General features: G+C 40.6%; 13 protein-coding genes, 3 tRNA genes and 2 rRNA genes. 12 read left to right on the forward strand and 6 right to left on the reverse strand.

What is annotated here, in order from left to right:
• Positions 1–686: ribosomal RNA gene (locus QT16_RS14665) — 23S ribosomal RNA — on the forward strand; the annotation flags it as partial.
• A gap of 144 nt (positions 687–830) precedes the next feature.
• A 5S ribosomal RNA gene (gene rrf, locus QT16_RS14670) occupies positions 831–945 on the forward strand.
• 353 nt (positions 946–1,298) lie between these two features.
• Here rrf and QT16_RS14675 read toward each other — a convergent pair.
• The 3 genes from QT16_RS14675 to uvrD form a co-directional block, all read right to left on the reverse strand.
• Entirely contained in the window at positions 1,299–2,147 is an 849-nt protein-coding gene (locus QT16_RS14675; protein ID WP_039488976.1) for a hypothetical protein, read from the reverse strand.
• 103 nt (positions 2,148–2,250) lie between these two features.
• Positions 2,251–4,320: a tRNA(Met) cytidine acetyltransferase TmcA domain-containing protein gene (locus QT16_RS14680; protein ID WP_039488979.1), complete on the reverse strand. Its 2,070-nt coding sequence runs from the start codon at positions 4,318–4,320 to the stop codon at positions 2,251–2,253.
• Positions 4,298–6,463, reverse strand: a complete 2,166-nt coding sequence (gene uvrD / locus QT16_RS14685) for a DNA helicase II (RefSeq protein WP_024596422.1) — start codon at positions 6,461–6,463, stop codon at positions 4,298–4,300. The genes QT16_RS14680 and uvrD overlap by 23 nt, the downstream gene beginning before the upstream one ends.
• A 303-nt stretch (positions 6,464–6,766) precedes the next feature.
• On the opposite strand from uvrD, the gene QT16_RS14690 reads away from it, so the two are divergent.
• The 3 genes from QT16_RS14690 (at position 6,767) to QT16_RS14700 (ending at position 8,180) form a co-directional block, all read left to right on the forward strand.
• Positions 6,767–6,991: a hypothetical protein gene (locus QT16_RS14690; protein WP_002963009.1), complete on the forward strand. Its 225-nt coding sequence runs from the start codon at positions 6,767–6,769 to the stop codon at positions 6,989–6,991.
• Between the two features lie 116 nt (positions 6,992–7,107).
• Complete coding sequence (locus QT16_RS14695) at positions 7,108–7,476, forward strand: YacL family protein (RefSeq protein WP_002963010.1); 369 nt, start codon at positions 7,108–7,110, stop codon at positions 7,474–7,476.
• 80 nt (positions 7,477–7,556) lie between these two features.
• Complete coding sequence (locus tag QT16_RS14700; protein WP_039488982.1) at positions 7,557–8,180, forward strand: dUTP diphosphatase; 624 nt, start codon at positions 7,557–7,559, stop codon at positions 8,178–8,180.
• A gap of 15 nt (positions 8,181–8,195) precedes the next feature.
• Here QT16_RS14700 and yrfG read toward each other — a convergent pair whose 3' ends face one another.
• Positions 8,196–8,843: a GMP/IMP nucleotidase gene (gene yrfG, locus QT16_RS14705; RefSeq protein ID WP_007378908.1), complete on the reverse strand. Its 648-nt coding sequence runs from the start codon at positions 8,841–8,843 to the stop codon at positions 8,196–8,198.
• A gap of 61 nt (positions 8,844–8,904) precedes the next feature.
• Here yrfG and nudE point away from each other — a divergent pair, with 61 nt between their 5' ends.
• The 7 genes from nudE (at position 8,905) to QT16_RS14740 (ending at position 13,844) form a co-directional block, all read left to right on the forward strand.
• Positions 8,905–9,477 (forward strand): ADP compounds hydrolase NudE, encoded by a 573-nt coding sequence (gene nudE, locus QT16_RS14710; RefSeq protein WP_039488983.1) that lies wholly within the window; start codon positions 8,905–8,907, stop codon positions 9,475–9,477.
• Positions 9,470–10,273, forward strand: coding sequence for a 3'(2'),5'-bisphosphate nucleotidase CysQ (gene cysQ / locus QT16_RS14715; RefSeq protein ID WP_002963016.1), 804 nt, complete (start codon positions 9,470–9,472; stop codon positions 10,271–10,273). The genes nudE and cysQ overlap by 8 nt, the downstream gene beginning before the upstream one ends.
• Before the next feature lie 136 nt (positions 10,274–10,409).
• Positions 10,410–10,486, forward strand: a tRNA-Met gene (locus QT16_RS14720).
• Positions 10,487–10,566: 80 nt separating this feature from the next.
• A tRNA-Met gene (locus tag QT16_RS14725) sits at positions 10,567–10,643 on the forward strand.
• Positions 10,644–10,705: 62 nt separating this feature from the next.
• Positions 10,706–10,782, forward strand: a tRNA-Met gene (locus QT16_RS14730).
• A 901-nt stretch (positions 10,783–11,683) separates the two neighbouring features.
• A complete protein-coding gene (locus QT16_RS14735) occupies positions 11,684–12,298 on the forward strand; it encodes a trimeric intracellular cation channel family protein (RefSeq protein WP_002957915.1) in 615 nt (204 codons plus the stop codon).
• A gap of 34 nt (positions 12,299–12,332) precedes the next feature.
• The gene (locus QT16_RS14740) at positions 12,333–13,844 is read left to right on the forward strand and encodes a YifB family Mg chelatase-like AAA ATPase (protein ID WP_039488984.1); all 1,512 of its coding nucleotides are present in this window, start codon (positions 12,333–12,335) and stop codon (positions 13,842–13,844) included.
• On the opposite strand, the gene QT16_RS14745 is transcribed toward QT16_RS14740, so the two are convergent.
• Positions 13,841–14,545, reverse strand: a complete 705-nt coding sequence (locus QT16_RS14745; RefSeq protein WP_002957913.1) for a response regulator transcription factor — start codon at positions 14,543–14,545, stop codon at positions 13,841–13,843. The genes QT16_RS14740 and QT16_RS14745 overlap by 4 nt on opposite strands.
• 216 nt (positions 14,546–14,761) lie before the next feature.
• Positions 14,762–17,257 carry an alpha/beta hydrolase family protein gene (locus tag QT16_RS14750; RefSeq protein ID WP_039488985.1) on the reverse strand — a complete coding sequence of 832 codons (2,496 nt, stop codon included), beginning with the start codon at positions 17,255–17,257 and terminating at the stop codon, positions 14,762–14,764.
• Positions 17,258–17,335: the final 78 nt, after the last annotated feature.

Raw genomic sequence — 17,335 nt, forward strand, 5'->3', positions numbered from 1 at the left:
TTACGGACAGTGCCTGGTGGGTAGTTTGACTGGGGCGGTCTCCTCCTAAAGAGTAACGGAGGAGCACGAAGGTTGGCTAAGTACGGTCGGACATCGTACGGTTAGTGTAATGGTAGAAGCCAGCTTAACTGCGAGACAGACACGTCGAGCAGGTACGAAAGTAGGTCATAGTGATCCGGTGGTTCTGAATGGAAGGGCCATCGCTCAACGGATAAAAGGTACTCCGGGGATAACAGGCTGATACCGCCCAAGAGTTCATATCGACGGCGGTGTTTGGCACCTCGATGTCGGCTCATCACATCCTGGGGCTGAAGTCGGTCCCAAGGGTATGGCTGTTCGCCATTTAAAGTGGTACGCGAGCTGGGTTTAGAACGTCGTGAGACAGTTCGGTCCCTATCTGCCGTGGGCGTTTGAGAATTGAGAGGGGTTGCTCCTAGTACGAGAGGACCGGAGTGAACGAACCGCTGGTGTTCGGGTTGTCATGCCAATGGCATTGCCCGGTAGCTACGTTCGGAACTGATAAGCGCTGAAAGCATCTAAGCGCGAAGCAGGCCTCGAGATGAGTTCTCACTAGACTTTTAAAGTCTCTGAAGGGCCGTTGAAGACTACAACGTTGATAGGCAAGATGTGGAAGTGGTGTGAGCCATTAAGCTAACTTGTACTAATTACCCGTGAGGCTTAACCATACAACGCCAAACGCGTTTTATGCGACAGTTTGACAGAAGTTAATATAACTAAAGTAGAAATTACTTAGAAAAACTTAAAAAATATTATCAGATATTTTCCAAATTCAGTTAATACGCAGAAATACGTATTAACGCCCAAATTTGCTTGGTGACAATAGCGTTTTGGACCCACCTGACTCCATGCCGAACTCAGTAGTGAAACGAAACAGCGCCGATGATAGTGTAGCATTTGCTATGTGAAAGTAGGACATTACCAGGCTTCAAATTGTAGAGAGCCCGAATCTAACGATTCGGGCTTTTTTACGTCTGCAGAAAAGTGAAATGTGCGCAATTAACATACACTCATATCGGGTCACAAAGAGAGTGTAGCATTTCACTGTGGCTCTCCACCGCTGTGGGGACTACGACATCCTATTGCGTAGCGCACAGGCTTCAAATTGTAGAGAGCCCGACTAGAAATAGTCGGGCTTTTTTACATCTGCAGAAAAGTCAAATATGGGGAAGTAACGGACATTACATACTCGATTCTTCTCCAATTCATCTAAATGTACGAGTTGAGCGGAATAGCTCATTATTCCAGTACTAAAGTTAATAACCAAATTTAAAGGCTATTTAAAATAGTCCATAAGCTTGGGTTTCTTCACTTTCGGATTCTTCTATTTGAGTTGGTTTAAATATTACGCTTGGATCAATTAATACACTGTGTTTTTGGGGGAGCTTGATTAATCCTCGCATCATATTTTTAGTTTGTGGGTCTAGATCAAAACCGACCTCAGTGAGCTTATCTAGTGGTTTAATGTCTTCTTTTTTATAGTCGATATTATCTTCGACTTTATCTACCAATAACCCTACATGTGGGTTTAAGCCGTCTTTGGTGGTGAAAACAATAATAGGTTTATAGTCTAAGGTTATTTGCTCTTTAGCTGATTCAAATAAACGCTCTAGCTGAATTAGGTTACTACGCTTAATTTTTTCGAGCAGAGCTGATACTTGTTTATAATCGCTTTGATTATGAGCTGATATAGCTTCCTTTACCGTTTCTAGCAATGATTGGAAAGGTTCGTTAAGCCGAGACATTGTTAGTTTTAAGTCTTCATTATCGGTGTTGAACTCTTTGTAAAACAGAATAAAATCTTGTAGTTCTGCATCATTGCTTGAAATAGAAGCCGAGCTATTTAATAAGTTACTTTGAAGGGTATTGAACCAGTTTAATAGTTTTTCTTGCCATATTCTTAGTTGTTTTAGTATATGCGCATTACTTTGTTCGGTTGAGATATTATTTAAAATAATACCTAAATCAAAAACAGGCGTTGGTATATCCATATAATCTTTAACACCAATAAAGCTTTTATTATTGTTGGGTAAAGTTGTTAGATTATTGTCAAAGCGCTCTGTTAATAAAATATCGAGTATTTTAAGTGAAATTGTTTTGCAGCCCACTTTAAAGTTTATTAATTCCATGCCTTTATCTTAATTTACCTATTAATGTTTTAAGGATAGAACAAATTAAATAAATAGCTTAAAGATGGATAAAATTTAACAGTGATAGGGCAACTAAAAGCTATTAGATGGTACTTGTGAGGTTTTTTATGGCACGTTTAAATTGATTCTCAAGCTGTTTTTTTCCTAATAAACCTAAGTGTTGAATCATTTTTTCATTACTTTCATTTTGAAGCACTAACTTTATTAAAAGTTGTTTATCCGACTCTGTTAATTGAGATATACAAGAAGGTGACTGGCTCAGTAACTGCCAAAGAGTTGCAGAGATACTAAATTGAGTGAAGTTACTTTTAGTGAGCAGCGCTAGTCGCTCGTGAGTCTCTAGGCTTATTAACTCGTCGCGAAATCCTTCAATTAGGATATTCACGAGTTGCCAATCTAGTGTTTTAAAGTGTGTTAAAAGCCCATAAAAAAAATCGTTTTTAAACTGCTTTTTCAAAGGTTGAATAATTGTACTTTTGTCACTTAAGCATTTAACCACAAGCGCCGAATGTTCAGCGGTGCTTTTATCGCGTTGATAACCTAATTTTACAGTATCAAACCCTCGGTTTTGCCAAAAATTAAGTAACTGCGCTGTTGCCCCAAAGCTTGCACCAAGCCAACTACATTGGCTTTTTACCTGCGATTCGCAAAAACTAAGTAGCTTTTTACCAAGTCCTATATTGTGGGAACTCGGATCAATCGCTATTCGTACAACGCGAGCGCTCAGTTGCGTTAAACAGTCATTATTAAAGCTAAGTTGTGAGAGTGCTTGCGCCATTAAATGCCCTTGCGGACGGCGCTCTCCACTTATAATCTGTAGGGCAAGTTCTTCACTCAAACCACCTTCTATGGCGATTAAGCATACGCCAACTAATTGATTATTAATTTTGCTAATAAATAGTCTTTGCGATGGTGCGTCTAGTAGTTGGCGTAAGTCGTTGACACTACTTTGATAGTGAGCCAGTGCAAGTAGGGCAATAACTTGCTGCAGTAAAGGCTCATTGTTTACAAGGGATTGCTGAGTTATTTCGCTATGTACTGGCTGCTCTAATTCATTACTACTTAACTCTATATATTGTGCATCGAGTGCTAGTAGTGTGCGAATGTGTTGCTCAAGAGGATCGTGTTTAGCAAAGCGCAGTGGCTCATCAAGTGTTACAACTTTAGAGGCTTTATAGTGTGCTTTAATATAGTTACTAAAGCGAATGGTATAACCCCTACCATTGCCTTCATACCCAACCAGAGTGCTTGCAAATACTATACGAGGGTAATGAGCTAGCATTTGTAGTAATAACGGAACAGGAATTGCTGCAGCTTCATCAACGAGTAGTAAATCGCACTCAGGTAGTGTGTTTAATAACGCGTCAGGTGCAACGTAGTGCAAATTGGCGAGCTGTTTATGTTCAGCGTTGTATTGAAGGCTTAACTCTTGGGCTAAATGTTTAAAGCTGCTATGGGTCGCTTTAAACTGAGTGCTGCAAATAATTACTTTTTTATCAGTTAGTTTTGCCGTTGCTAAGCCAAGTGCTGCCGACTTACCTCTGCCTCTATCGGCATTAATGAGTAAAGGCCTGTTGGCACGACCGTTAGCTACTTTTACTATTTGCTCAATACAGTTTTGCTGTGGCTCATAATCAATTTTATTATGCATTACATAGCTAGCGTTATTACTAATACAGCCATTTTTTTCACTAAAGTGAAAAGCGGGCAACGGTTTAATAATAGTCGCGAAACGCTGATTAAATATGCTGTAGTTAATGCTCTGACCGTGTGATTGCACTGTACTCAATGCTGGATCTTGCCAAGAGGCTAAATCATCCAGTTCAGGCAGTAATAAAAACAGTATACCGCCTGCTTTAACGGTGCCGGCAAGTGCTGCAAGTTTATCAGGGTGCAAACCACTAAAGCCATCGTAAACAGCATGAGCAAATTCTTGCCCTAAAATTTGGTGTGTGCGAGTAGGCCAGTACGAATCTTTAATCGCGCACTGCTTGGATACAACAAGTGTATTGTTTTCATCTATTAATGAGTTAAGTATTTCATAACACCAAGTTGAGCTGCCAGTAATTAGCACCAGCTGACGATGATACGCGCCAGCTAGTTGTTGTTTTAATTCATTTAGGTGTGTTTTATACCGCTTGTAATCGTGCATAAGCCGTTACTAACCATTTGCTACCAAGGTCGTCAAAGTTAACTTGTACGCGAGATTGCGCGCCACTGCCTTCGTAATTAAGTACGGTACCAACACCAAACTTAGCATGCAAAACTCGTTGCCCTAAGTTAAAGCCACTGTCTTCAAATGCTGCATGGCTAACTGATGCGCTAAAACGCCCGGCGGCAGGTGGACGAGAAACCTGTGTTTTAATACGGATTTCTTCTACGCAGTCTTCAGGGATTTCGCGTAAAAAGCGAGATGGGCTATGGTATTTTTCTTGCCCGTATAAGCGGCGACTCTCAGCATGGCTAATGTATAACTTATCCATTGCTCGTGTCATGCCTACATAACAAAGGCGGCGCTCTTCTTCTAAGCGACCCGACTCTTCGTTGCTTTGCTGAGAAGGGAACATGCCTTCTTCTACGCCTACCATAAACACTAGCGGAAACTCTAAGCCTTTAGCTGAGTGAAGCGTCATCATTTGTACGGCGTCTTCGTGTTCTTCTGCTTGTCCTTCACCTGACTCAAGTGATGTATGCGCTAAAAAGCCTTGTAGTGGTGAGCTGTATTCTTCGTCTTCAGGTAGCTCATACTGATCACACGCACTAATTAGCTCTTCTAAGTTTTCTACGCGAGCACGGCCTTTTTCACCTTTTTCGGCTTGGTACATTGCCATCAAGCCTGAGGTTTGAATTGTGTACTTAGCTTGCTCATGCAAAGTTAGGTCGCTAATTTTATCTTCTATTTGTTCAACGAGTTCTACAAACTTACTTACTGCACCAGAAGCACGACCAGATAAATGCTGTTGTTCTACAATTGCTTTGGCGGCATACCAAAGCGGTAACGATTCTGCTCGTGCACAATCGCGTATATGGCTCAATGTTTTATCGCCAATACCGCGTGCTGGCGTATTAATTACACGCTCAAACGCGGCATCGTCTTGACGATTACCTACTAGGCGTAAGTACGACAACGCATCTTTAATTTCTTGTCGTTCGAAGAATCGCATACCACCATAAATACGGTATTTTAAGCCTTCTTGTAGCATGGCCTCCTCGAGTACACGAGATTGCGCGTTACTACGGTATAAAATTGCGGCATCTTGTAGGGCATTACCTGCATTTAACCAGCTTCGTAGTTTGCTACTTACAAAGCGTGCTTCGTCTAATTCATTAAATGCTGCATAAATAGAAATTGGCTCGCCATCGTTACCGTCGGTCCATAAGCTTTTACCCATACGCTCTGAGTTATTTTGAATTAATGCATTAGACGCTTTCAAAATAGTTGCTGTTGAACGGTAGTTTTGTTCAAGACGAATGGTTTCTGCGCTAAAGTCAGTCAAAAATCGTTTAATATTTTCGATTTTAGCACCGCGCCAACCGTAAATACTTTGGTCATCGTCGCCTACAATCATGATACTGCTTGTATCGCCTGCAAGTAACTTTAACCATGCATATTGAATGGTATTTGTATCTTGGAACTCGTCTACGAGCATATGTGCAAAGCGTTGCTGGTAATGACGTAGTAACGTAGGGTTATTTTTTAACACTTCGTAGCTGCGTAGTAATATTTCGGCAAAATCTACTAGGCCTGCTCTATCACAGGCCTCTTGGTAGGCGGCGTAAACACGCAGCATCATTTGCTCGTTAATATCGTATGCTTGAATATCTTTAGGGCGAAGTGCTTCATCTTTTTTAGCGCTTATGTACCAGCCAAATTGTTTAGCAGGCCATTTTTTATCATCGATATTCATCGATTTTAATAAGCGCTTGATCATCCGAAGTTGATCGTCAGAGTCTAAAATTTGAAAGGCTTCAGGTAAGTTAGCTTCACGGTGATGAGCACGTAAAATACGATGCGACAAACCATGGAACGTACCAATCCACATACCACCTACAGGGGCTTTTAGTGTTTCTTCAACGCGGCTACGCATTTCTTTAGCCGCCTTATTAGTAAAGGTTACGGCAAAAATACTGTAAGCAGATGCTTGCTCAACTTGCATAAGCCACGCAATACGATGAACTAACACTCGTGTTTTACCAGACCCAGCACCTGCTAATACCAGCATGTTTTGTAGTGGGGCTGCAACGGCATCGCGTTGTTTGTCATTTAAGCCATCGAGTAATTGTGAAACGTCCATCGTTACGCCTTTTTAATCAATATTGTGGGCAGTATAACAGGTGTTTTTGTTAGGCTAAATAAAATACTGTTTTTATAAACAGCTATTTATAAAATAGCCTTAAAAACGAGTAACTTGATAATTTTTTGAACAAACAAAAAAGCGTAAACGCACAATAAAAATTGCTAATTTGACCTAAAGTTAGCAAAATTTACTAACTCTCTAAATCTAGGCTAATTTAACTATTTGATTTGTAAGCTTTAATAAATTGGCATAGAGTGTGTAGGTAAATAATTATAAAATCAAATAAATACAGAGGTTAGTATGGCAGATCAAGGTTCTGGCGGTAACGTAATCGCAGCATTATGTAATATATTTTTTCCTGGTTTAGGGCAGTTAGTGCAAGGGCGTATTTTAGCGGCTATATTTTTTGCACTCGCTATTATAATAAGTTACGCACTAATTTATGTGCTTGTAGGCTTTGTACTTGTGCCTATTATTTACTTATGGTCGATTATTGACGCAGCGCGTTATAGATCGCGAAGTTAACGGCTTTAAAGTTGAGTAAAATAGCGCCCTTGTGGCGCTATTTTACTTTATATGTCCTGTGGTTTGCGGGCGTTTACGTATATAATTACGCAATTAAAGATTTACAGGCAAACCCTATGGAATATCAATTTATTCGCGACCCTATTAGTGGGCTACGCATTAAAATAAGCAGTGAACACGCTATTATTGGTCGCTGGCTAAACGAAGAAATAGGCAAAGACAAAGTAGCTATGGTGCAAGCGCTTATTGCATCGGTGAGTTCAAGCTATGAGCCGCTAACGCTAAAAGGCCAAGAAATAGATTTAATATTAACCAAAGACGAAGCACTATTTGAAGCCCATGCGCTTCATCAAGATAGCGAAGACCTAATAGCGTATCAAGATGACGATTTAGCGCTTGAAGAAAATGGTTTAAGTAGTGGTTGTGGCTTTGAAGATTTCATTGATTTAATTGATTCATGGGCTGAATTTAGCGGCTCAAAGTAAACTACATATTAAGATAGTGCTGATGCGTTAAGCTTCCTTTATCTGTACTATTACACTAATCAAAAACGACAGGAATGAATATGTCTGCCAATTTAAACAAGCTAGTAGTTATGCTAGAAATGCAAAACGCCATGAACACTAAAGTACATGAGCAATGGTTTACTCAAGGGTTCGAATGGTACCGCGCTATTTGGGTTGAGTGCGCTGAAATGCTGGATCATCATGGTTGGAAATGGTGGAAAAAACAAACACCAGATACTGAACAAGTTATTTTAGAGTTGGTTGATATTTTTCATTTTGGTCTATCGCTTAGAATTGACGGAAAAACTAGCTACGAAGACTTAGCAAAGCAACTTGAAGCTGAGCTTAGTAATGCTCAACAAGCGGATGACTTTAAACAAACGCTAGAAATATTAGCGGCTTCCGCTGTTGCAGATAAAACGTTTAATGCCGCTGCCTTTGCCGGCTGTATGGCGCAAATGGGTATGGATATTGATGATTTATATCGCGGCTACGTAGGTAAAAACACGTTAAACTTTTTCCGCCAAGATCATGGCTACAAAGACGGTAGCTATATTAAAGAGTGGAACGGGCAAGAAGATAACGAGCATTTAGTTGAAGTAGTTAAAAGCCTTGATACAAAACATGCAGATTTTGCAAAGTTAGTATACCAAGGCCTTGAAGCCCGTTACCCAAAAATCTAGCCCACGTAAACTGAGTTAAATAATCTTACGATAGTCGGTAACACTCAGGTAATCGGCTATTTCGTTATGTGGTTGTTGGCTATCAGGGTTAGCAACTGCAAGTAAGTGCTCGATGCCGTATTCTCGTGCGGCATTCAATACCGGCACACTGTCATCTACAAACAAAGTGCGCTGCTTATTAAACCCTAAGTCTTTTTGTACTTGGTGCCACAAACTTTGCTGCTCTTTACTTACTCCATATTCATGAGTAGACACTACACCATCTAGGTAGTTATCAATTGCTGTATGCTCAAATTTCAGCATGACACTCTCAGGGTGGGCGTTGGTAAGTAAAATTAACTCTTTGCCTGCTTTTTTAAGCTCGGTTAAAAAATGAGGTACGTCTTCGCGCATTTTAATTAAATGCTGAGACTCTCGTTTAAGCTCCATTATAGGCAAGCTTAATTGCTGCTCCCAATAATCTAAACAATACCACTGTATTTGACCGCTCACAGCTTGATAGCGTTTTAAAATATCTGCTTTAGCTGCATCTAGGCTAATGCCTCTAGCTAATGCGTGTTGCGCAGGGATAACGTTAAGCCAAAAATGACTGTCGTAATGTAAATCGAGTAATGTTCCATCCATGTCGAGCAAAACGGTATCGATTTTTGACCAATTTAACATAGGAATTTCAACTTATAAGGTTTATTATTGAACTAACTGCCATGATAGCAAATTAACGCCAATGACACAGAAAAAGCACCCAACACCACCACAAATCCTCAGTAACAATGTTGTTGCTAAAAGTCGCCTGTTTACTGTGGAGTCTTTAGAGTTAAAGTTTTCTAATAACGAAGAGCGCCAGTATGAGCGAATTCGCGGCGGTGGCCGGGGAGCAGTGATGATTGTTCCGTTAAATGCAGATAATGAGTTACTACTTGTACGTGAATACTGTGCGGGCACAAACAATTACCAGTTAGGTTTTCCTAAAGGCTTAATTGATCCGGGCGAAAATCCAGAGCAAGCTGCTAACAGAGAACTTAAAGAAGAAATTGGCTTTGGTGCTGAGTATTTTAAACCATTAAGAACAGTAACAATGGCGCCGAGTTACTTTAATGCCACTATGCATATTTTATTTGCTAAGCAATTATACCCACAGACCCTTATTGGCGACGAACCAGAGCCGCTAGTTGTTGTTAAGTGGCCATTAACTCAGTGGCAGTCATTATTAGACCAAGAAGATTTTACCGAAGCACGCAGTGTTGCAGCTTTGCTATTATTAGATAAGTATTTAGCGTCTGGAGCTGCCGATGAATAAATTAATCGAACCGTGCATTGAATTAGCTGAGCGTGCTGGCGATGCAATTATGGCCATTTATAAAAAAGGCGATATTGGCCAACAAGAGAAATCAGATAATACGCCTGTTACCAAAGCTGATTTAGCAGCAAATGACGTACTGGTTGCTGGATTAAAAGCACTTGCACCCGATATCCCAATTATGTCGGAAGAAACACCTATACCAGCACTCGCCGACAGACAGGACTGGCAGCGTTATTGGTTGCTCGATCCGATGGATGGTACAGGCGAATTTATTTTAGAAAGTGGCGACTTTGCAGTAAACATTGCATTGATTGAAAATAATCATCCTGTGCTTGGAGTTATTCATTGGCCTGCAAAAGGTGTGACTTATTTTGCTACAGCTAAAAATGGTGCCTTTAAACGTGAAAACTCAATTGATAAGCAAATATCTGTAGCGCCGCCAGAGAGCTTGACGCTTGCAGTGAGCCGCCGCCAAAAAATAGAAGCGGTGAGTCAGTATTTAAATAGTCAGTTTACAACGATTGCTATTGGTTCGTGTTCTTTAAAAGCCTGTACTGTTGCAGAGGGCAAAGCAGATTGTTTTTTAAGAATTGGTCCAACGGGAGAGTGGGATACAGGTGCTTCACAAGTTATTGTTGAAGAAGCCGGTGGTTGTATTACCGATGCAGAATTTAACCCGCTAACGTACAACCAACGCGAGAGTACTGAGAACCCTGACTTTATAGTAATGGGACATCCAGACTGGGAATGGCAAAAAATGATTAATCCGCATCAAAGATTGAGCGCAGAATAGTAATTTGGTTGCTTTTTGTTCGGTTGAACAACTTTAATTAGTTTAGGTCTTGCATTAAATGTTTATTCCTATATAGTAGCGCTCTCTTCAAGGCAGGCTCGTAAATATTACGAAAATGTTTTAAAGAAATTACAGGCGCGGGATGGAGCAGTCTGGTAGCTCGTCGGGCTCATAACCCGAAGGTCGTCGGTTCAAATCCGGCTCCCGCAACCAATTTCCTTAGGGATTGAGGTTACTGTAAACTCTAACTTAAGAGATAAAATAAAGTAGTCGATAGACTTAAAATATACAGGCGCGGGATGGAGCAGTCTGGTAGCTCGTCGGGCTCATAACCCGAAGGTCGTCGGTTCAAATCCGGCTCCCGCAACCAATTCTTTAATTGGAAGCCAAGTTGTAATGTAAGCAACTTTAAACAAGTCTACAAATTTCAGGCGCGGGATGGAGCAGTCTGGTAGCTCGTCGGGCTCATAACCCGAAGGTCGTCGGTTCAAATCCGGCTCCCGCAACCACTGAAATAAATAAGAATGAAACGGCACGCTTAAAGCGTGTTTTTTTATGTCTAAAATTTAGTGTGTATATTGTGGCTCATAACCCGAAGGTCGTCGGTTCACCTTTTATAAGTTCAGGCTTCCGCAACCACTGAAATAAATAAGAATGAAACGGCACGCTTAAAGCGTGTTTTTTTATGTCTAAAATTTGGTGTGTATATTGTGGCTCATAACCCGAAGGTCGTCGGTTCACCTTTTATAAGTTCAGGCTCCCGCAACCACTGAAATAAATAAGAATGAAACGGCACGCTTAAAGCGTGTTTTTTTATGTCTAAAATTTAGTGTGTATATTGTGGCTCATAACCCGAAGGTCGTCGGTTCACCTTTTATAAGTTCAGGCTCCCGCAACCACTGAAATAAATAAGAATGAAACGGCACGCTTAAAGCGTGTTTTTTTATGTCTAAAATTTAGTGTGTATATTGTGGCTCATAACCCGAAGGTCGTCGGTTCACCTTTTATAAATTGGCTCCCGCAACCACTGAAATAAATAAGAATGAAACGGCACGCTTAAAGCGTGTTTTTTTATGTCTAAAATTTAGTGTGTATATTGTGGCTCATAACCCGAAGGTCGTCGGTTCACCTTTTATAAGTTCAGGCTCCCGCAACCACTGAAATAAATAAGAATGAAACGGCACGCTTAAAGCGTGTTTTTTATGTCTAAAATTTGATGAGTGTGGTGATTTAGCTTATAGGTTAAAGATCATCTGCACTGCATGAGGCATTCACTTCTCATAAGCGTAAGCTCCCGCCCCCTGAGATACACTTTAAAATGTTATAAACTTCTTAAAATAAATCGTTATTACTTAAAACCTTGTTTGGTTTGTGTTAAAACGGCACAAATATTTTTAGGTTGTTACAAATATGACTGAACTTTACCACTGGTTTGATTTAATAGGCATTGCGGTGTTTGCTGTATCGGGCACTTTGCTAGCGTACGAGAAAAAAATGGATGGCTTTGGGGTCGTAGTTTTAGCGACAGTAACTGCTATTGGTGGTGGTACAGTGCGAGATCTAATTTTAGATGTTCCTGTGTTTTGGTTACACGATCAAAGTTACTTTTTTGCCATACTCGCTTCAGTATTTGTTACAACACGCCTTATAAATAAACAAAAGCCGATACCTCATTATATTTTACAAACAGCGGATGCGTTCGGGTTAGCTTTTTTTGCAGTAATGGGGGCGCAAAAAGCACAGCTTGTTGGTATGCCCGATATGACTGCGGTAATTATGGCTGTAATTACAGGCTGCTTTGGTGGATTAATTCGAGATGTGCTTGCACGCGAGATCCCTATGCTATTAAAGGGTGAGCTTTACGCTATTACCTGTATAGCGGGTGGTACTGTTTATACGCTTGGTATTAGTTTTTCGTTAGCAACCGAAATGGCGATGGTATTAGGCATGTTAATGACCTTATTACTTCGTTTAGCCGCTATAAAATGGCAAATCACATTACACGTTTTTAAATATCCTGACTAAACTGGTGTAATCACACCATTTACTAGGATAAGGAATGTCGTTAGCTCGTATATTTTCTCGTGCTCAAGTGGGTATAAATGCCCCTGAAGTTATTGTAGAAGTTCACCTAGGAAATGGTTTACCCGCTTTTCATATTGTAGGCCTGCCCGAAGCGTCTGTTAAAGAGTCGAAAGACAGGGTACGTAGCGCACTCGAAAACTCACAATTTGGTTTTCCCGATCAACGAATAACTGTAAATTTAGCCCCAGCCGACTTGCCAAAAGATGGAGGGCGGTTTGATCTGGCTATTGCGGTGGGAGTTTTAGTCGCCTCTGGGCAAATAGTGTGTCCTGATATTCATAAGTACGAGTTTTATGGTGAGCTTGCTCTTAATGGTGAAGTGCGTGGTGTAAACGCTATTTTACCTTCGGTACTTGCTGCTAAAGAAGAAGATCGCTGCTGCTTTTTACCTCTTGCAAACGACAGCCTAGCAAGCCTAGTTAATGGCGTTAAACGCAAAGCCGTAAGCTCTATTCAAGAAGTATGGGGCGACCTACTTAATCAACAACCCTTGCCATTAAATATAGAGTACCCCGACTGCACGCAAGCCCCTGACTTTTTGCTCGATTTAAGCGATGTTAAAGGTCAGCCCGGCGCCAAGCGAGTATTAGAAATAGCCGCAGCTGGCGGGCATAATTTACTATTTTTAGGCCCTCCAGGTACTGGTAAATCAATGCTGGCCCAGCGAATGGCTACAATTATGCCTACTATGTCGGACGATGAAGCTATTTCAACAGCTGCGCTTTACTCTATTATTGGACAATCCATAGATTTAACTAATTGGCGACAGCGGCCATTTCGTAATCCGCATCATACGTGCTCAGCTGTTGCTTTGGTGGGGGGCTCTTCAAATCCCAAGCCTGGTGAAATTTCGCTGGCACACAACGGTGTGCTCTTCTTAGATGAGTTACCGGAATTCGAGCGTAAGGTGCTTGATTCACTGCGTGAACCAATGGAGACCGGCACAGTAACTATTTCACGTGCAGCTAGGCAAATGGAGTTCCCAGCGCAGTTTCAGCTTATTACAGCATTAAACCCAAGCCCAACGGGGAGCCATACTGATAAGCGGGCAACTCCCGATCAAGTTATGCGTTATTTATCACGCGTGTCGGGGCCTTTTATTGACCGTATTGATTTGCAAATAGAACTACCTCGTTTAACGAGTGTTGAGCTACAAAGTACCAAACCAGAGGAAACCAGTGCTGAGGTTAGAGCAAGAGTTGAGGCTGCTTATTATGTGCAGCTAAAACGCCAAGGTAAGGTTAATGCGAGACTTAATAATAAAGAAATGAGTGTGCACTGTGAACTTGCGCCTGCAGAGTTGCAATTTTTAGCTAGAGCAAGCGAGAAGTTGTCTTTATCGCCACGCTCTTACCATAGAGTAATTAAAGTGGCGCGGACTATTAGTGATTTAAAAGGCGCTGAAAACATTAGTTTAAATGAGCTTAAAGAAGCACTTAATTACCGCGCATTTGAGCGCCTTATTGCGCAATTAACTAAGTATTAAATAGAAAGCATATAGCCTTTACCGCGTACGGTAACGATGCGTTTTTGATCTTTTTCGTCATTTAATTTTTTACGTAAACGACCAATAAGCACATCAACAGTACGATCGTTTGGACTCCAATCGGGCTGGCCTATTTCTTCTGATATTTTTTCACGGGATGTGGCTTTACCTGCATTACTAATTAAACAAATAAGCACTTTATGTTCGGCTTCAGTTAAGCGTGACTCAACGCCCGCAGCAGTAATTAATGTGCGGTTATCAGGATGAAGCTTAAAGTCAGCATATTCTATAAACTCTTCGCTTTCGTCGTCTTCTAGGTTAACGGCAACACGCTTATAGAGCGCGCGCATGCGAAGCTCTAACTCAAGTAAATCGACGGGCTTACAAATATAGTCATCAGCACCTTGTGCAAGGCCAGCAATACGATCGGCTTGGGAGTCACGACTCGATAATACAATAACGCCAATATCGGTCAGTGTGTTTAATTCTTTTGCGAGCTGAAGCCCGTCGCGCTTTGGTAAGACAATGTCAATTATAGCTAATGATATAGCACCGCGCAGGTTTACCCGCTGCCTTACAATGTTAAGTGCATCAGCGCCAGTGGGGTCTACCTCTATTGTAAATTCGGTATCTGCAAAGTGATTTTGGATGCGTTTAACGAGTAGTTCATCGTCTTCAACCAATAAAACATTAATAGCCATAGTACTTTATTTTGAATGCTTATAGCTCTGTATGGTAGCACCAATAGGTAAATGCTGAGAAGGGGGTTTATTAGTTTTAAGTAACTTAATATTTCAAAGGGGTATAAGACGTTATTAGAGGATGAGGTTAGCACCTTTAGACTAATTAAAAGGTGCTAAATAATTAATTCTACTATTAATAAATCTGTATTAAGTCGTTATTTTAAAGGTTCAGGCTCAGTCATTTTTATACATTGAGTCCCACCATTGAGGCTCGTTTTTTAGCTTTTTATCAAAGTATGCGAGCATGGTGTTCCACCAATCAAATCGTTTATCGCGTGCAAAAATTTGGTGGTCGGCGCCTTTGTATTCGATTAACTCTACGTCCTTATTAAGCAGTTTAAGCGCAGTGTACATTGTTAAGCTTTCGCCAACAGGTACATTGGTATCGCTATCACCATGAAGAAGTAGCATAGGTGTTGTTACTTTGTCGGCATGAAATACAGGGCTATGTTGGCTGTAAAGCTCAGGGTTATTCCATGGGAAGCTATTTTTTGATGCTTCGCCAGAATATAAGTAGCCCCACCAACCTTCACCCCAATACGAGGTAATATTAGAAATACCCGCATGAGCTATTGAAGCACTAAATATATCGGTTTTAGTTGCCAATAACATGGTCATGAAGCCACCGTATGATGCCCCTAAATTTCCTACCTTTTCACTATCAACATAGTTGTATTTCTTTAAAAAGGCTTGCGTGCCTTCGATAATATCGTCTGCAGTGTAGTCGCCCCAGGCATTAACATGCTGCGCTGAAAACTTTTGTCCAAACCCTGTTGCGCCAGTAGGCTGTACTACATAAACAACGTAGCCATTTTCTGCCCATAAGTTAAACGGATAACGACCTGTAAAACCACGCGTAACTGGTGAAGTGCCGCCGTAGTAATACACGAGCGCCGGGTGCTTTTTAGTTTTATCTAAATTGCTAGGAATATAAACGCGGCCAGTTATTTCAACCCCATGTTTATTTTTAAAATTAAACTCCTCTAATGTAGGGAGTCGTGTATTTGCATAGCTACTTGGTTTTGAATCCCATATTAAATCTGTTTTATTTTTACTTACGTTCAAGCGCTTTAGTTGTTGTGGCGCTAAAGCGTTAGTGCCACTTAATAAAATTTCGGTATTACGGTCGTGTGAGTAACTAAATTGTTCAACAATATCTAATCCCGTATTTAACTTTTTAAAGCGCTGTTTACTTAAATCGAATAGGTAAAGTGGTTGAGTGTCTTGCTCTGTTACTTTAATGAGCGCATCGCCGTTTTCTAAAACGTGCAGTTGGCCAATAGCGGGGTCGAATTGTTTACTGAGTGCTTTTACGTTTTTACCGCTTTCAGTAAGTAGGTAAAGTTGCCCGTCGTAGTTATTAGCAAGCATTGCTTTTGGTAGTGCTCTGCCTGCGCCATTTTTAAAGTCAGGGCCTGCAACTACATAAACATCTTTATTTGCGTATTTGGCTAAATTAAACGTTTTGAATTTACCAAGCGATGAAAGCTTGTTTGATTTTAAATCGAGTTCAACTAACTCTGTCTCTGGGTGAGTTGATGCTTGCATTGCCATTACTGGGCGGCTCATTAATACTTTGCCACGGTTACTATTTGAATCTTCAAGGCTGTAAGAAAGAGGACCTTGGCTAAGTGCTTTTGTTAAACCACTTTTAGTATCAAGCATATAAATTTGGCTGATGGAACGTGCATACGACCAGCGATCTTGCAGACCTTTATAGTGCTTGGTTAAGCTGTTAGTGCTCTCAGGTGATTTAGACCAGCTAAACAAAAGACTGGTGTCGTTATAAAAGGTAAAGCCATTAGCTCCTTCTAAATCGTTTGCTAATGTTTTTATTGAGAAGTTTTTACGGTTAAGTTGTTTAAGCTCACCATTTAACAAATACACTAAATATTGGTTATCTGGACTCCAAATAATGTTACTTGGTTGGCCTGCTTCAAAGCGATAAAGCGTTTGATTGTCTGAATCTTTAAGTACAGTAACTGTATTTGCTTGATTTTGTGTTTTATCGCTATAAGTGCGAGTGGTAGTAACGTACTGCTTGGCATTAGGTGCGAGTGATAATTGGCTAATGGTAGGAGCATCAAACATTTGTTTTGCAGATAAACGTTTTATGTGTGAAGTGCTGAGCGTAATTTTATCAACCTCGCTTTTAGGTGCAAAATCAAGCGTTACATCGTGCCAATTAGTTACTTGCTGGGCTACTATTAAAACAGTGTGAGTACTGTTATTTAAAGCTAACTTATAGCTATTTTTATCGCCTGTTTGTAGTTCGCCATTAATAAATAACTGACCTTGCTCAATCCCTTTTAAGGTAAGCGTACCTTGCGTAAAGCGGGTTGTTTCAATATTAAATTTTAGTGCCTGTAACCCACCTAAAGTGAGCGCATTGATTTTATTAAATGGCTGCCAGTTTTGTTTTTTCCCAAATACAGAAAAACTATCTGTGTCTGCTTGTAGTTGTGGCAATAGGTTGTTAATAATCGCACTGCCATGAGGTGTCTGAAAAGGCTTTAACTGCATATCTTCGGCAAGTGGGCCGATAAACTGAATTTTTGATTTATCCAATGGTGCAGCTATTGCAGCAAAGCTTAAGCTGCTAAGCGTTAAAAGAGCTGCTGCGTACTTAAATAGCTTATTTTGATAACACCATGGTGCGCTAAATTTCATTATTATGCCTATTATTATTGGAAGTTTGGCCAAATATAGCATGTATTGTTACCATGCTCACATATCCAATATAGAGGA

The organism is Pseudoalteromonas distincta, from assembly GCF_000814675.1.
Classification (GTDB): Bacteria; Pseudomonadota; Gammaproteobacteria; order Enterobacterales; family Alteromonadaceae; genus Pseudoalteromonas; species Pseudoalteromonas distincta.

Excerpts from the sequence above, each read along its gene's own strand:
- cysQ (WP_002963016.1), top strand. The coding sequence starts at position 9,470 with ATGAATAAATTAATCGAACCGTGCATTGAATTAGCTGAGCGTGCTGGC.
- QT16_RS14745 (WP_002957913.1), bottom strand. The coding sequence starts at position 14,545 with ATGGCTATTAATGTTTTATTGGTTGAAGACGATGAACTACTCGTTAAA.
- QT16_RS14690 (WP_002963009.1), top strand. The coding sequence starts at position 6,767 with ATGGCAGATCAAGGTTCTGGCGGTAACGTAATCGCAGCATTATGTAAT.
- QT16_RS14700 (WP_039488982.1), top strand. The coding sequence starts at position 7,557 with ATGTCTGCCAATTTAAACAAGCTAGTAGTTATGCTAGAAATGCAAAAC.
- QT16_RS14680 (WP_039488979.1), bottom strand. The coding sequence starts at position 4,320 with ATGCACGATTACAAGCGGTATAAAACACACCTAAATGAATTAAAACAA.
- QT16_RS14740 (WP_039488984.1), top strand. The coding sequence starts at position 12,333 with ATGTCGTTAGCTCGTATATTTTCTCGTGCTCAAGTGGGTATAAATGCC.
- QT16_RS14695 (WP_002963010.1), top strand. The coding sequence starts at position 7,108 with ATGGAATATCAATTTATTCGCGACCCTATTAGTGGGCTACGCATTAAA.
- uvrD (WP_024596422.1), bottom strand. The coding sequence starts at position 6,463 with ATGGACGTTTCACAATTACTCGATGGCTTAAATGACAAACAACGCGAT.
- QT16_RS14750 (WP_039488985.1), bottom strand. The coding sequence starts at position 17,257 with ATGAAATTTAGCGCACCATGGTGTTATCAAAATAAGCTATTTAAGTAC.
- nudE (WP_039488983.1), top strand. The coding sequence starts at position 8,905 with ATGACACAGAAAAAGCACCCAACACCACCACAAATCCTCAGTAACAAT.
- QT16_RS14735 (WP_002957915.1), top strand. The coding sequence starts at position 11,684 with ATGACTGAACTTTACCACTGGTTTGATTTAATAGGCATTGCGGTGTTT.
- yrfG (WP_007378908.1), bottom strand. The coding sequence starts at position 8,843 with ATGTTAAATTGGTCAAAAATCGATACCGTTTTGCTCGACATGGATGGA.
- QT16_RS14675 (WP_039488976.1), bottom strand. The coding sequence starts at position 2,147 with ATGGAATTAATAAACTTTAAAGTGGGCTGCAAAACAATTTCACTTAAA.